Genomic DNA, 14648 nt, shown 5'->3' with positions numbered 1-14648 from the left:
GATCTTGATGGTCCGGGAAGATGGTTCACATGGCAGGGCGGATATACACCCCGGAGTTCCGGGCGGACGCGGTGGCGTTGTGGAGGGCCTCGGTGGGACAGCGGACGATGAAGGATGTCGCCGCTGACCTGGGCATCACCCGGGAGACACTGAGGCTGTGGGTGCGAGCGGCCGAGGGCAGTAGCGGTGGCAGCCAGGCCGCAGCGGGTGGTTCGGGACAGGCCGGGTACCAGGAGGCCGAGGTGGCCCGGTTGCGGGCGGAGAACGCCCGGCTGCTGAAGGCGGAGAAGGAGTGGCAGCTGGAGCGAGAGATCCTGCGTCGGGCGGCCCAGTATTTTGCCAAGGAGATGAAGTGAGGTCTCGCCGCTGGGACTTCATCTCCGCACATGCCGGCGAGTTCGGCGTCCAGCGGCTGTGCCGGGTGCTTCAAATCTTCCGCTCGGGCCACTGGGCAGGTCGAGGCGGTGCGCGCGAAGCTGAAGCGGCTCGCAGAGCGAGGCTGGCTGCACCGCGCCCCGGCGGGTCGCTATACCAGCCGGACGGATCGGTAACCGTGGCCGGATCACGGCGTAACCGGTGGACCCCCGACCGAAGTTGGGACGTCCATGTCGAAGAACTCCCAGTCGGTCGAGGGCCCGGACACGCTCGTTTACCAGTGCAGGTTGCGACCGGACAACCGTTGAGTGAACAAGCGTCGCGCTGCTCTGAAGAGGCCCGCCCTTGACCTGGCGCACCTCAACCCGCAGCCTCGCCTGGCACGAAGCCGCCGCTGGTAGCTCGGTCACTTGTCAGGGTCGCTACGGTCGTGATCTCGAGAGTCCAAGTACGCCAGGATGCCGCTCGCGGTCCAGCACATGAGAGAACTCAGGAGTTCGTGCGTCGCGTTCCCTGTATCGATCGCTGAAAGATCACTGACCGCGAGCGCGTTGAACCCGATGCCGACCACGATGCCGACTGCCGTGTACAGCTTGTTCCGCTTCTTCATGGGGTCATTGGAAAGGCGGTCGGCCGGGACCGGTACCGAAGTAACGTCGAACCCTGGCTTCGAGCAAGGCACAGCGGTCTCCGGCGGGACCGGTCCCAAAGGCGAAATCGTACGGTGGGAGCAAGGACGATCCGACTACAGCAACGGGGACGGACTTGGAGACAAGGGGATTCATTCCGCAGGCACTGCCAGACTCGATGCCCAGCCTGGCCCGTGGAGTGCCGGCGGCGGCGCCGCCGGGAACGATCTTTGTGAAGTCCGCGCAAGGCGGGTTCGCGGTGCCTCTGCGTAAGTTCACGCTTCACTTCGGGCGCGCAGCTCACGATGTCCATGTTGCCGTTGGAGCCGAGGACCCCTTCGTGAGCAGGCTGCATGGGGTCTTCATCTGTGACGGCTACCAGTGGTGGCTGCGCAACGAGGGTAGGAGGCCGATCCACTTGCCAGGGGCGGACATGGTTCTGCGCGGGCACGAATTGCAGTTGGTGCCGGGCTACACACCGCTGACGATCGAGACGCCGAAGTACAGGTCACATCTTCTCGAGGTCCACATCGTCGGGTACCTCGGCATCGAGCAGGACGGCAATTCACAACTGTCTACCGTCGCCTCCGATGTCTACGACTTGAGTCATGCCGAGCGGCTGGTCATCACTGTGCTGGCCCAGCGCTATCTGCGCAATGAGCGAAGCCCGCAGCCGGTGTCGTGGAAGCAGGTGTCCGACGACCTGAACCGGGTAGCCCCATTCCGGCCGTGGACGCCCAGGATCGCCGAGCACACAGTCGCTGCGGTCCGTAAGCGCTTGTCGGGCGGCAAGAACCCAGTCTCAGGGCTCCTCCGTGAGGACGGTATCGGCGAACCCGTGGGAAACACACTCAACGACAACCTCATCCTGGCGCTCTTGAAGAACGCCACTCTGATACCCGACGACCTGTGTCTCCTGGACGAGGAGGACTGAGATGCCCGCGGCCACGGACAGTCCGCTGTGGCAACCGGGCGATATCGTCGCCGGCCGGTACGAGGTGGTGCGGCTTGCGGGGAAAGGGGGGATGGGGCTGGTCTACCAAGTCAGGCACCTGCAGTGGGGAATTGACTTGGCACTGAAGCTCCCCCGTCCGGACGCCCAGCTCGACTCCGGGCAGCGACAGCAGTTCGTCGACGAAGCAGAGACCTGGGTATCGCTTGGCCTGCATCCCAACGTCTGCTGCTGCCACTATGTCCGGCAGCTCGACGGCACGCCGATGGTGTTCGCCGAGTATGTCCCCGGCGGCAGCCTGCACCGCTGGATCGCAGACCGCCACCTCTATCACGGCTTGCCTGCCGAGGCGGCACTACGCGTCTTGGACGTGGCGATCCAGTTCGCTTGGGGGCTGGACTACGCGCACTGCCGGGGCCTTGTACACCAGGACGTGAAACCGGCCAATGTTCTCCTCGATCCTGCCGGCGGCGACCTCGTAGTCAAAGTCACCGACTTCGGGCTGGCCCGTGCCCGGGCGGCCGTTTCACCAGCTTCCCCGCCGGTACTCGGACCCGCAGGACCGAACAAAACGGGCCCCATGCCGCTCAAGTCGCAACTCCAGGCAGAGTTCGTCCCGTCGTTGGCCTGCCCGGACGGGCACCCTGAGGACCCGTTCGAACACCAGGCGAGGCAAACGGTGTCCGACATGTCGTGGCTCCCGACGGGTGAGAGGCCCGCCTCGCCGACAACCGGGAGTTCAGGCAGCGACGGACCGAGCGCCATGAGCATTCTGGTGAGCCGAGCCGGCTTGACACCGGCGTACGCGTCGCCGGAGCAGGCAGTGGGCGAGAGGCTGAACCGACGCACCGACGTCTACAGCTTCGCGGTGTCGGTCCTGGAGATGTTCACCGGCAAACGCACCTGGAGAACTGGTGGAGGAGCAGGCCGGGCGCTGGCGGCGCTGCGGGCCGGAGGTCCAGACGAGCCGTGGTTTTCCCTCATGCCACCGGACCTCGGCGACTTGCTCTCGCGGTGTCTGAAGAAGGATCCCGCGGACCGTCCGGAATCAATGCTTCATGTAGCCGCCCAGCTAACCGATATCTACCGTCAGGTCACGGGTCGCGACTACCCACGCACGCCGCCGAAGCCGTCCGATCTCCGCGCCGACGAGCTGAACAACAGAGCACTGTCACTCCTTGACCTCGGTCGCCCCAAAGACGGCAAGGAGGCGTTTCGAGCTGCGCTGGCAGCCGATCCCCAGCATCTGCGGGCCACCTTCAACTTCGGCCTGACACGATGGCGGAGCGGCGAGATCACCGACGAGGAACTTGTCGCCCACCTCGATGCCGTGCGCGCCGACACCGGCAACCTCTGGGAGGCGCGTTTCCTGCTCGCACAGGTGCACATGGAGCGCGGCGACCTCGACACGGCGGAAAGCATCCTTGAAGGCGTTCACCGTGAGGTGCCCGAGGAGTCGGACGTCTCGGCCGCCCTGGACGACTTGCGATCTGGCCGCCTCGTGAGCGCCGAGTGCGTCGAAACGCGGCAGATTCCCTGGTGTTCACGCCCTGGAAGGTCAGGGCACGGAAGGCTCCGGGTCCATCTCACGCCTGACGAGCGGCTGGCGCTCACCGCGGAGTATGAAGGTGAGGTGCGGCTATGGGACCTCCGTACCGGCGCAGTGCGGTGGGAAACCAAGGGCCCCGGATTGGGGCAGCTGACCTCCCTCGACATCAGCGTCGACGGACGGTTCGCGGTCATCGCGGATCGCACGTTCACCCTTCGGCTCTGGGATCTCGCCAACAACCGGTGCCTGCAGACCCTGACGATCGACGACTTCCAGCGGAGCTTCTGGACAGCACGCATCACTGAGGACACCCGGCTGCTCGTGGTGGATACGGCCGGGGGCGCCCAGATCTGGGATGTGCATACGGGGCGTAGGCGCTCAACGCTCAACGAGCGCCACGAGTTGCTCACCGAAGTGAGCAGCGACGGTCGCTGGATCCTGGCCGGTGAGACACTCTGGGACGTCGCGACCGGAATCCGTCGGAACCTGAACGACCAGGGATCATCTGGGCCGGACGACCGGACCTTGGAGCTTTGGAAGGCTCGCAAACGAGCCCGCGTACTTGCGGAACGTGTCAGCGAAGTGGACGGAGCAGATCGCGACCACATGGTCGCCGTGAGCGCCAACGCCCGATTCGCGATCTCCGGCAGTCCTATCGGGAGTGTGCGGTTCTGGGATGTGGCCAGCGGCCGGTGCCTGCGAACGTTCCGCGACCACAGCGGCGAGGTGGTCGCCGTTTACTGCGCGTCAGACGGCCGACACGGTGTTTCCGCAAGCGAGGACAACACCCTGCGACGATGGACCATGCCCAGCGGCTACGAAGCCGGGCTCCAGCCGAGCCGGCCGCGCCGGCATACGGTGTTGGACCGGTTGGCGGACTCCGTGGACGTCACAATCCGCGAAGCATCCCTGGCCCAGGCCGATGGACAATTTACCGTCGCGCTCGGTCTGCTGAAACAGATGCGGTCTGTTCCCGGCCACGAGCGGGCGCCTCGCGCCGTCGCCGCATGGCGGGCCTTCGGCCGGTCGGCGATCCGCGTCGGCTTCCGTGGGGGATGGCCATCCAAACTGTTCAACGAGCACTGCTACGTCGGCGCAGTCGACCTGTCCGCTGACGGGCAGACGGCGGTGACCAGCTGCGGCGACCGGGCAGTCCGTGTGTGGGACCTGTCTGCGGGCGAGTGCCAGCGTGTCATCAAGACCCGTTCATCGGTTATGGCGCACTCGATCGCGCTGAGCGCCGACGGTCATCGGATCCTGGTCTCAAGCATGGACGGAACGGTCGAAGTGCTGTCGGCCGAGACAGGTGAACGCCTGGGTCACCTTCTGGCGCCGGAAGCGTACGAGGGGCTCGGCGGCGGCTACCAAACCGCCCCGGCCCGCTTCAGCCCCGACGGACGGCTGGCCCTGGTTGGCCATGGGAGGGGCACGGTTCGGTTATGGGATGTGGACACATCGTGCTGCCTGCGCACGATGAACGGACACCTGGGCGAGATTAAGTCGGTGTGGATCGGACCGGACGGACACCTCGCTGTGTCCGGCGGTAACGACGGGGAAATTCGGTTGTGGGAACTCGACACCGGACGCTGCCTGCGCGTTCTGCGCGCATACCCCGAGACCGAATGGACGCGGGCCAGCCGCATCATCGGCGGCCACGACGGCTCGGTGAGCTCAGTGTGCGTGAGCTCGGACGGCCGGTCACTGCTCTCCGCCCATGGCTGCGTCGATCGGGTGAAGCCCACGGACCGCTCCATCCGGCTGTGGGACATAGCCAGCGGCGAGCTAATTCGGACGTTCGACGACCAGCCCGGCACCTCTTCTGTCGTCAGATTCAGCGCGGACGGCCGCTTCGCGATGTCTGCTGGGCGAGACGGCACCGTCCGCATCTGGGACGTCGACAGCGGACGCTCCCTGCGTGCCCTGCAAGCCGGACATCGCGAGCAGATCCGTGACGCCGCATGGACGCCTGACGGACGATTCGCCCTGTCCGGAAGCAGCGACGGCACCCTCCAGCTGTGGGAACTCGACTGGGACCTGCGCGCCCGCGAACCAGCCGACTGGGACGAAGACGCCGCTCCCTACCTGAATGCCTTCTTGGCACGGCATACATCAGGCTGGACAGACGGCGACTTCGGAGGATTGCTCAGGCTACTCCAGGACGCCGGTTACGGCTGGTTACGAGCCGACGGAGTGCGACATCGGTTGGCTACCTTGCGCCATCGAGGTGACCGGGACACATCGCGCTGACGCGGTCAGTCCGGCTTCCTCGAAGTTTGCCAGCCGCAGGACGGCCGCCGTCGCAGGTGCAGGGCGGCCTGGCGGCCGTGGTCGCGTCGGGCGGCGGCGACTTCTTCCAGGTCCTACGCCATTTCGCCGACGACGGTGCGGCGCGGTCCCGGCCTTCGCGTTGCCGCGCAGCAGGAGTAGCCCGGAGTGGAACACGGTGTGGCACAGGCGTCGGCTGTCTTCGAAGAACGCGATGTCGACGAGGCCGGAGCCGTCCTTGGGGGTGACGAGGACGACTCGCTTGCCGGACGGGAACGGCGGGGTCTGTGTGGACCCCCGCACACCGGCCACCAGCACCTTCTGCCCGGGATACAGGGCGCGCAGGCAGGTGGGCGGCGTCGGTGGCGTCGAGTTCCCGCAGCAGCCGGTGATGGTGCTCCATCAGGTGGTGGGTGACGTCGATGGACAGGGCGTCCAGCTCGGCACCAAGCTTGTCGCGGACGGTCATCTCCGGCAGCCCGCTGGGGTCGGCGGTGACGAGCTCGCCGCCGAGCGGGAGCTGCCCGTCGGTGGCGGCGCGGGCGCGGAACTCCCGGTGCAGCTCGGTGGCCTGCAGCAGCAGGTCCCGCCGGGTCAGATCCGCGGCGAGGGCGTCGAAGGCACCGATCCGGATCAGCCGCTGCGCGATGGGAAGGGAGGGCCGCGCCCCACAGATCTTGCAGCGACGCATAGGACTGACCCGCCGCCAGGCGGGCGACCTCATTTTCACTGATGCCCTTGACCGTGGACAGGGCCAGCCGCACGCCCCAGCCCCGCGGTGTCTGTTCGACACTGTGCTGCGCACGGGAGTCGACGTTCAGCACCGCAACGCCGTGGCGGCGGGCGTCAGCGACGATGACCCGGCGCGGCCACATGCCCGGATCGTGCTCCAGCAGCCCGGCGTACGGGGCGGCGGGGTGATGCGCTTTCAGGAAGGCGGACTGGAGGGCGTACCGGCCCTGCAGAGCGCCTGGCTCAAGGCGCACTACCCGGCATTCTTTCTGGTCGGCCGCCTCGAACACGACCCCGGCATGTGGCCCAAGCGCGTTCTCGTCTCCGACGCCCGCCGCCGCGGCGTACCGGTCCTGCCCGTCGACATCAACCGATCCAAGGTGAAGCACACCGTAGAGAAGGCCGAGGGAGAGCACTGGGGCGTGCGGCTCGCACGGCACTCTTCGTCGTCCTGACCTGCGACCACCTCGGTAATCGGCGGGCCACTCGCCCGGCCCGCCGAACCCTACGGGGCGACTGGGGCGAGGGTGCCAGTAGAAGTACGCAGTCGAGTTACTGAATGACGTCACTCAATGACGCGCCGCCCGGCGGACCGCAAGGAGCGCCGCGCCGATGTCCGCCGCCGCTCGCGGATCGGACAGGGAGCGGCCCGCCAGCTCCTCGACGCGGCGCAGCCGGTAGCGGACGGTGTTGGGGTGGACGAAGAGACTCCGCGCCGCGTCCGTGACGGAGCCGGCGGCGGCGTACCAGTGCTCCAGGGTCTGAAGGAGACGGGCACGCTCGGCGGCCGGGAGATCGAGCAGGGGCTGGAGGACCACCTCCACCAGGTGCGCCGCCTCGGCCGGGGCGGCGGCAACGACCATCGCCAGCGGGTCGTCGTCGAACCGCGCGACGCCGGGGCCGGTGCCGGGGAGGCCGGCCAGTGCCAGACGGGCGAAGTGCAGAGCCTGGGGGGTGTCCCGCAGCGAGTGAAAGCACGGGCTGATACCTACGCGGGCGCCCGCGCGGCGCAGGATGCGCAGGCAGGTGTCCTCCGCGGTCGCGGTGGGCAGGGCGGCCAGACCGATCTGCTGGTCGGGCAGCAGCCGCCAGGCGAAGTGGACCTGGGCCTGACGCAGCGCCGCTTCCGTCCCCGCCAGCGGCTCCTCGCCGGGAGCGTCGGCGGCCGCCGCGGCGACCACGTAGGGCCCGCGGTCGGGCAAACCCAGCTCGCGGGCGGCCTCCCACAGCGTGCGGTCGGCAATGACGCCGGTGAACAGCGCCTCCACCAGTGCCGAGCGGCGCGCCTGACGCCGCGAGGTCAGCTCGGCGGTCGTCTCCCGGTAGGCGGCCGCCACCGCCTCCGCATAGCGGCCGAACAGCGCCCAGATCTCCGCCGACTGGGACACCAATTGGGCGTCGGAGACCTCGGGATGGGTGCGTGCCTCGGCGAGGACCTCCGTCCACAGGAGCTCGAAGCCGATCCGGTACGCGTGCAGGGTGTCCGCCAGCGGCACGCCCTGCTCGGCGCGGAGGCGCCCGGTCTCCCGGGCCGGGCTCGGGTCCTGCGCGCCCGCGCGGCCGAGCTGCTTCAGGAGCAGGTCCGCGTTGGCGGTGCACGAGCGGCGCAGCGAGTCGAAGGGGATCAGCGCCTCGTCCTTGTAGGCATCGACGTCCGAGCGGATGCGCTGCGCCATCCGCTCGCCCAGTTCCGGCAGCCTCGTATGAAGCGCCGAGACCACCCCCGAGATGTCCATTCCAGCAGCTTAATGCCCATGTTTTGTCATCAGGAACAATCTGGGAGGGCACGCGCTGTCATACCGCACATAGGCCGTCGGCACGGAAATCTGCACGATGTCGTCAACGTGAACAACGGATTTCGACGGTGACGTTCGTGGAGGCGGTCATGGCCAATCTGGCTCAGTTCCTGGTGGAGACGGCACGACGGCAGCCGGAACGCCCCGCACTGCGCCTGGGGGGCCAGGTCACCAGCTACGCGGAGCTCGACGAGCGCAGCGCCCGAACCGCCGCGCTGCTGCGGGCCGAGGGCATACGACCGGGAGAGCGGGTCGCTCTGATGCTGCCCAACGTTCCCGAGTTCGTCGTCCTGTACTACGGCGTGCTGCGCGCCGGAGCGGTCGTCGTGCCGATGAACCCGCTGCTGAAGACCCGGGAGACCGAGTACCACCTGCGCGACTCCGGCGCGGTGATGCTCTTCGAGTGGCACCAGGCGCCGGGCGAGGGCGCGCAGGGCGCGACCGCTGCCGGAGTGCGGCACATGGCCGTCGAGCCCGCCGCCTTCGCGGGACTGCTGGACGGTCACGAGCCGCTGCCGGAGGTGAGCGAGCCGGACGGCGAGGACGCGGCTGTGCTGCTGTACACCTCCGGCACCACCGGCCGCCCCAAGGGCGCCACGCTGACCCACGCCGGGCTGCGGCACAACACCGAGGTCAACGCGGTCCATGTGCAGCGGATGACGGCGGAGGACGTGGTCGTGGGCTGTCTGCCGCTGTTCCACATCTTCGGCCAGATCTGCACGATGAGCGTAACCGCCCGCGCCGGCGCCTCGCTCACCCTGATCCCCCGCTTCGACCCGCAGACCGTGCTGGACGCCATCGCCCGCGACCGGGCGACGATCTTCGAGGGCGTACCGACCATGTACGCGGCGCTGCTCCAGCACCCCTCGGAGGCGGACGTGTCGACGCTGCGGATGTGCGTCTCCGGCGGTGCCTCGCTGCCGGTGGAGATCCTGCACGGCTTCGAGCGTCGCTTCGGCTGCGTGGTGCTGGAGGGCTTCGGCATGTCCGAGACCAGTCCGGTGGTCACCTTCAACCACCCCGACCGGCCGCGCAAGGCCGGGTCCATCGGCACCCCGATCAAGGACGTGGAGGTGCGGCTCCTCGACGACAAGGGCCAGGACGTGGCCCAGGGCGAGATCGGCGAACTGGCCGTCCGCGGGCCGAACGTGATGAAGGGGTACTGGAACCGCCCGGAGGAGACGGCGGCCGCCATCCCGGACGGCTGGCTGCGCAGCGGCGACCTCGCGCGCCAGGACGAGGACGGCTACCTGTACATCGTCGACCGCAAGAAGGACATGATCATCCGCGGCGGCTACAACGTCTACCCGCGTGAGATCGAGGAGGTGCTCCACGAGCACCCGGCCGTTGCGCTGGCCGCGGTGGTGGGCGTGGCCGACGCACATCTGGGCGAGGAGATCGCTGCCGCGGTGGTGCTTCGCCCGAAGGCGCAGGCCACGCCCGACGAGCTCCGGCAGTTCGTCAAGGAGCGGGTGGCGGCGTACAAGTACCCGCGCGAGGTGTGGCTCGTGGACGCGCTGCCGACCGGCCCCAGCGGCAAGATTCTCAAAAGGGAGATCAGCGCGCCGGCGGGGTGAGGTGGATGTGGCTGAGTCAGCCGGGTGACGAGTGGCAACGCCGACGCGTTCCCGGGTTCTCGACGGCTCCCCGGCCACCGCGGCCGAACTGCAGGCCGCCCTGGTCGTCGCCATCAAGGGGCTGTTCGGTGAGGACCCGCAGACGTCCGACGCCTACGGACGGGTCATCAACGAGCGCCACTTCGACCTGCTGTCCGCGCTGCTGGGCTCCGGTCGTACGGTCACCGGCGGGCAGACCGACCGCGCGGACACGTACATCGCCCCGACCGTGCTGGCCGATGTCCGGCCCGACGAGCCCGTGATGCAGGAGGAGATCTTCGGCCCCATCCTGCCGATCCTGACCGTGGCGGACCTGGACGGGGCGATCGCGTGCATCACCGAGCGCGACAAGCCGCTTGCCCTGTACCCCTTCACCGAGAACGACACCACCAAGCGCCGCCTCGCCGCCGAGGCCTCCTCCGGCGGCCTCAACTTCGGCCTGGCGCTGCACCGCCTCGCCGTGCCGACGCTTCCCTTCGGCGGTGTCGGCGAGAGCGGCATGGGCAACTACCACGGCCGCTACTCCGTCGAGACGTTCAGCCACCGCAAGGCCGTCCTCGACGACCCGCTGAACTGAACCATCCCGGCTCCGGGCTGTGGTGCGCATTTCCACCTGGCGACCTCACGCGCGCCGCCGTCCGGCACCCTTCGGAAGAAAGCATCCCCATGCGCGAGTTCGAGGGTGGTGCCGGTCGGCCATCGGCGTCTCCAAGTTCACCCGCCGCACCCTGACCCAGCTGCTCGACGAGACCGGCAGCACGCCCGTCCTCAATCAAATCGAGCTGCATTCGTACTTCCCTCAGGCCGAGAGCATGACGGCTGCCTCCGAACTGACATCGCAGTACGCAGCCCAAGTGGCCAACGACCTCGAACGCAATAGCAAGGAGCAGAAACGCATCATGGACGACACGCTGCTGGAGCGGCTCGGCGCCGCCAAGTACCTGCTGGTCACCAGCTACCGCAAGAACGGCACCCCGGTCGCCACCCCGGTGTGGGTGGTGCGCGACGGTGACACGCTGGGCGTGCGGACCCCCGCCGACTCCTGGAAGGTCAAGCGGATCCGGGCACGCGGCGACATCCTCATCGGCCCCTGCGACCTGCGCGGCAACCCGACGGGCGACCCGGTCCCGGCCACCGCCGAGATCGCCGACGCGGCGACCAGCGCCCGCTACCGCTCACTCATCGCCCGCAAGTACGGCATCCTCGGCCGCCTCATGATTTTCGACAGCCGGCTGCGCCGGGGACTGGACGGGACGCTGGGCATCCGTGTGCGGCTCGCCCCGTAGCGGGTGACGTATCGTCAGCTCCAGGCCTGGTAGGGCTCGTCGAGGAGCTGGAAGACCGGCTCGCCCCGGACCGCGTCCTTGGCGGTGGACAGCCGCACCCGGTCCCCGCTGTGGATGCCGATGGGCGGGCCTATGACCGGGCCACGTACGACGAAGCCCTCGGCCATCTCGACCAGGGACACATTGCGCGCGGTGGGCGTGTTGCGGTGCACCACCGTGGAGTGGCGGACCGTGCCTGTGCCCTCGCTGCACTCCGTTGATGACGCTCTTTGAACGTCCCACCTGAGCGACGATCGCGGTGGGTGTCGACCGCGGGTTCAACCGGCCGCGGTCGTAATCGGGTCGCTGCCGTTCTGAGCTCGCTGATACACATGTGCGATGGCACGCGGCGACTCCGGTGAGTCTCAGGCAGGGCAGTCGGGACTCATCGTGAGGGTCCCCGAGGCAGAACCTGCTGTTCAAGCGTGGCGTGACCGGCTGGACCCCACAGCCCGTGCGGGTGTCCCGGCCCATGTCACCGTCCTCTTCCCATTCCTCGATGAGAGCCGCATCGACAGCGATGCTTGCGCTGCCATCGGCGAAGTGATCGGGCGTCACCGGCATTTCGAGGCCCGGTTCGAACACTGCGGGCGATTCCCGGGGATCTTGTATCTCGTCCCCGAACCGGACATCCCGTTCCGCCGGCTCACCGAGGCGATCATGCACCGGTGGCCGGAGACGCCGCCGTTCGGCGGGCAGTTCGACGACGTCATCCCGCATCTGACCATCGCCCAGGGGCAAGACGATGCCGTGCTGGAGGAGGCCGAGGCCGCTGTTCGCAGCCGGCTTCCCGTCACTGCCCGCGTGTCGTCGGTCGATCTCGTGGTCCACGACGGGAAAAGGTGGCAGCAGCGAGCGTCGTTCACGCTCCGGTGATCCCTCTGCCGGTCATCAGTCAGCCGCCGCCCTGCTGGGCCTTGGCGTGCGCGAGGCGGTAGGAGTCCGTGCCGGTCTCGATGATGTTGCCGCCGAAGGTGAGCCGATCCATGATCATGATTTACCTCTCGGACCAGACCCCACCCTGCGAATCAACATCTCTCCACGTGCTTCTGCGGGGCAGCACTAGGATCTTCGGCATGGCGAAGCGCAATCCCGCCGGCGCGTATCACGGCGACCTTGTCGCCGAGTCTGACTGCTTCGTCGATGTCATGCGTGACGAAGACGATGGTCTTGCCGAGGTTGCTCTGTAGGCGCAGCAGTTCGGTCTGGAGCTGTCCGCGGACCACCGGGTCGACGGCTCTGAAGGGTTCGTCCATAGCATCACCGGCGGATCTGCGGCGAGGGCGCGGGCGACCCCGACGCGCTGGGCCTGCCCGCCGGAAAGCTATGTGGGGTAGCGACGGCCGAGTTCGGCCGGCAGCCCCTCGAGCTCCAGCAGGTCCGCGGCGCGGGCCCGGGCCTGACGCCGGGCACGGCCGGTCAGCAGCGGAACCGTGGCGATGTTGTCCAGGTCCGTCTTGTGCGGGAACAGCCCGGCCTGCTGGATGACGTAACCGATGCCTCGGCGCAGTTCGTGCGCGGCGATGGTGGCGGTGTCCCGACCGTTCAGCAGGACCCGGCCCGCGTCGGGCTCGAGCCTGCGGTTGATCATGCGTAGCAACGCGGAGGGCCCACCAGGACCGTGATCTCTCTTGACCCGGCCTCGAAGCTGAGGTCGTTCAGAGCCAGGGCCCCGTCGGGGTAGCCCTTGCTCACCGATTCGAAGCGGATCATCGCCCTTCCTCGCGCGGGTTCAGGCCCGCAGCCTGTGGACATATCGCCACGTACACGCGCTCCCGGGCGAGTCGATCGCGCATTACCGATGACCGAGGTCGCCGTAGTGCGCGAACAGCGCCAGCTGATCTTGGATCCAGGGGTTGAACGCCAGCAGCTGGCCCTGTACCCAGGGGTCGAGGCGGTGCTTCGCGACCTGGCCGCCGTCCAGGCTGATGGTCTTCGTGTCCGCGGTCACCACGACCCGGGCAGGAGTGAGCCCGCCATCGGGAACAGTGGCCGCCGCCGCGGAGCCGCTGGTGGCGAGGAGCGTGCCTCCGACGAATGCCGCGGAAACGCTCGCGGTCGCGATACGCCGCATGAGCTTCTTCATGGTCTTTCCTCCTCGCAGTGTCCGCCGCTCCATGGCTGCGACGGCGGACCTGCCTTTCTTTAGGCGCTGTCAAAGCTACGCATCGACATGTAGTTGAACAATGAATTAGTGTGGTGAAGGAAATCACCTGAATATTGAGGAATAGGTGGGTGATGTCCTGAAGGAGCGCTGAGCGCGGAATCGTTCGATTGGCGCGCCTGCGGCAGGGGGCGCGGGTGGGCCCTAAATGCCCAGGACTCCCGGATTGCTGGAGCCTTGGGCCCCGCCCCGTCTGTGTGACTCGCCATCGGGTCGGACTCGTCGACCGAAGAAAACTGCCGGCCACCGGGATAGGAGGATCGCTCCTCACCCCCAGACGACCGAGTCACCCGGCGGAGGCCAGGACCGCACCGAATGCCGGCCGGAAACCGGCCCGCCTTCCTGGCCCACGAATCGGTCTGGCTGATCGCCATCGGTGTGCTGGGCGCGCTGGCGGCGGCGTGTGTCGGCTTCCTCGACCTGTTCGCCATCCCCAGCGGCACCCCGGCCTTCCGTACGGGTCTGGTGCACATGGCGCTGAACCTGACGGTCACCGCCGCGTACGCGGCCGGTTTCGCCTGGCGGCAGGGCGGCGGATACCCCGAGGGGCAGGGCGTTGGATACGGGCAGCTGGCGCTCTCCGCCGTCTCGCTCGCCGCCCTTGGCCTGTCCGGCTACCTCGGCGGCAAGCGCGCCTACCGCTACGGCGTGCGCGTGGCCGAGGAGTCCGTGCAGGCCGAGGGCTACCGCACCCGATACCGCTCCTGACGGCAGCCCGGCCGGTACGGCCCCAACCACACCCGCACATCGGAACCACTGGAGAACGACATGGACATCGCCGCTCTCGTCGCCGGGTGGTCACCGCCCTCGGCGGATTCGTCCTTCTGGCCCGCTGGATCTCCCGCGGCGGCCTGCGGCAACAGCAGACCGGGGCGACCCGCTTCCCGGCGCCGATGGTCTTCGGCCACTTCCTGCTTGCGGCAGCCGGACTGGTCGTCTGGATCATCTACCTCGCCGCCGACCGGGCAGCCCTGGCGTGGACGTCCTTCGGCATCCTCGTCGCCGTCGCCCTGCTCGGCTTCACCATGTTCGCCCGCTGGATCCCCGTGCACCGGACCGCCGCCTCGGCCGCGGCCGGGGAAGAGACCACGCCCGCGGAGCGACACCTGCCCGTTTTCGTGGTGGCCGCCCACGGTCTCCTGGGCGCCGCGACGCTGGTGCTGGTGCTGCTGGCGGCGCTCGGAGCGGGCGGCAGCTGACGCGGGCACGAATGGCACGGGGGCTCTCAGCCGTCGCCGGCTCGGC

Annotated in this window: 11 protein-coding genes and 6 pseudogenes; 10 read left to right on the top strand and 7 right to left on the bottom strand. The window is 68.3% G+C overall.

The window, feature by feature from the left end; all coding sequences use genetic code 11:
- The first annotated feature begins 29 nt into the window (after nt 1–29).
- Nucleotides 30–356 carry a transposase gene (locus tag ACZ4RZ_RS39375; protein WP_467752069.1) on the top strand — a complete coding sequence of 109 codons (327 nt, stop codon included), beginning with the start codon at nt 30–32 and terminating at the stop codon, nt 354–356.
- Nucleotides 357–781: 425 nt separating this feature from the next.
- Here the strand turns inward: ACZ4RZ_RS39375 and ACZ4RZ_RS39370 are convergent, their stop codons facing one another.
- On the bottom strand, nt 782–985 hold the full coding sequence (locus ACZ4RZ_RS39370; RefSeq protein ID WP_467752067.1) for a hypothetical protein: 204 nt from the start codon (nt 983–985) through the stop codon (nt 782–784).
- A gap of 359 nt (nt 986–1344) precedes the next feature.
- Between ACZ4RZ_RS39370 and ACZ4RZ_RS39365 the strand changes: the two genes are divergently transcribed.
- Both ACZ4RZ_RS39365 and ACZ4RZ_RS39360 read left to right on the top strand, forming a co-directional pair.
- Entirely contained in the window at nt 1345–1938 is a 594-nt protein-coding gene (locus ACZ4RZ_RS39365) for an FHA domain-containing protein (RefSeq protein ID WP_467752065.1), read from the top strand.
- 1 nt (nt 1939) lies between these two features.
- Nucleotides 1940–5752, top strand: coding sequence for a WD40 repeat domain-containing serine/threonine protein kinase (locus ACZ4RZ_RS39360; protein WP_467752063.1), 3813 nt, complete (start codon nt 1940–1942; stop codon nt 5750–5752).
- A 44-nt stretch (nt 5753–5796) separates the two neighbouring features.
- Here ACZ4RZ_RS39360 and ACZ4RZ_RS39355 read toward each other — a convergent pair.
- Nucleotides 5797–6720: pseudogene (locus ACZ4RZ_RS39355) on the bottom strand (helix-hairpin-helix domain-containing protein); the annotation flags it as partial.
- Here ACZ4RZ_RS39355 and ACZ4RZ_RS39350 point away from each other — a divergent pair.
- A pseudogene (locus tag ACZ4RZ_RS39350) lies at nt 6721–6936 on the top strand (hypothetical protein); the annotation flags it as partial.
- A 135-nt stretch (nt 6937–7071) separates the two neighbouring features.
- Here ACZ4RZ_RS39350 and ACZ4RZ_RS39345 read toward each other — a convergent pair.
- The gene (locus tag ACZ4RZ_RS39345; RefSeq protein WP_467752061.1) at nt 7072–8238 is read right to left on the bottom strand and encodes a PucR family transcriptional regulator; all 1167 of its coding nucleotides are present in this window, start codon (nt 8236–8238) and stop codon (nt 7072–7074) included.
- Between the two features lie 149 nt (nt 8239–8387).
- Between ACZ4RZ_RS39345 and ACZ4RZ_RS39340 the strand changes: the two genes are divergently transcribed.
- The 3 genes and pseudogenes from ACZ4RZ_RS39340 (at nt 8388) to ACZ4RZ_RS39330 (ending at nt 11200) form a co-directional block, all read left to right on the top strand.
- Complete coding sequence (locus ACZ4RZ_RS39340) at nt 8388–9875, top strand: long-chain-fatty-acid--CoA ligase (protein ID WP_467752059.1); 1488 nt, start codon at nt 8388–8390, stop codon at nt 9873–9875.
- A gap of 70 nt (nt 9876–9945) precedes the next feature.
- Nucleotides 9946–10491, top strand: a pseudogene (locus ACZ4RZ_RS39335) (aldehyde dehydrogenase family protein); the annotation flags it as partial.
- Between the two features lie 322 nt (nt 10492–10813).
- Nucleotides 10814–11200, top strand: coding sequence for a PPOX class F420-dependent oxidoreductase (locus ACZ4RZ_RS39330; protein WP_467752211.1), 387 nt, complete (start codon nt 10814–10816; stop codon nt 11198–11200).
- A gap of 14 nt (nt 11201–11214) precedes the next feature.
- On the opposite strand, the pseudogene ACZ4RZ_RS39325 reads toward ACZ4RZ_RS39330, so the two are convergent.
- A pseudogene (locus tag ACZ4RZ_RS39325) lies at nt 11215–11457 on the bottom strand (PhlB family protein); the annotation flags it as partial.
- A 121-nt stretch (nt 11458–11578) separates the two neighbouring features.
- Between ACZ4RZ_RS39325 and ACZ4RZ_RS39320 the strand changes: the two are divergent.
- Entirely contained in the window at nt 11579–12115 is a 537-nt protein-coding gene (locus tag ACZ4RZ_RS39320; RefSeq protein ID WP_467752057.1) for a 2'-5' RNA ligase family protein, read from the top strand.
- Nucleotides 12116–12134: 19 nt separating this feature from the next.
- On the opposite strand, the pseudogene ACZ4RZ_RS39315 reads toward ACZ4RZ_RS39320, so the two are convergent.
- The 3 genes and pseudogenes from ACZ4RZ_RS39315 to ACZ4RZ_RS39305 all read right to left on the bottom strand — a co-directional run.
- Nucleotides 12135–12230 (bottom strand): annotated as a pseudogene (locus ACZ4RZ_RS39315) (IS21-like element helper ATPase IstB); the annotation flags it as partial.
- A gap of 100 nt (nt 12231–12330) precedes the next feature.
- Nucleotides 12331–12952 (bottom strand): annotated as a pseudogene (locus ACZ4RZ_RS39310) (ATP-binding cassette domain-containing protein); the annotation flags it as partial.
- 82 nt (nt 12953–13034) lie between these two features.
- The gene (locus ACZ4RZ_RS39305) at nt 13035–13325 is read right to left on the bottom strand and encodes a hypothetical protein (RefSeq protein ID WP_467752056.1); all 291 of its coding nucleotides are present in this window, start codon (nt 13323–13325) and stop codon (nt 13035–13037) included.
- Nucleotides 13326–13718: 393 nt separating this feature from the next.
- Here ACZ4RZ_RS39305 and ACZ4RZ_RS39300 point away from each other — a divergent pair, with 393 nt between their 5' ends.
- Together ACZ4RZ_RS39300 and ACZ4RZ_RS39295 are read left to right on the top strand one after the other, a co-directional pair.
- Nucleotides 13719–14111 (top strand): DUF2231 domain-containing protein, encoded by a 393-nt coding sequence (locus tag ACZ4RZ_RS39300; protein ID WP_467752054.1) that lies wholly within the window; start codon nt 13719–13721, stop codon nt 14109–14111.
- A gap of 86 nt (nt 14112–14197) precedes the next feature.
- Entirely contained in the window at nt 14198–14602 is a 405-nt protein-coding gene (locus ACZ4RZ_RS39295; RefSeq protein WP_467752052.1) for a hypothetical protein, read from the top strand.
- Nucleotides 14603–14648 lie beyond the last annotated feature (46 nt).

The organism is Streptomyces sp. NPDC027189 (assembly GCF_055566975.1).
The sequence above is the reverse complement of the archived record's forward strand: the minus strand, read 5'-3'. Positions and strand labels throughout refer to the sequence as shown.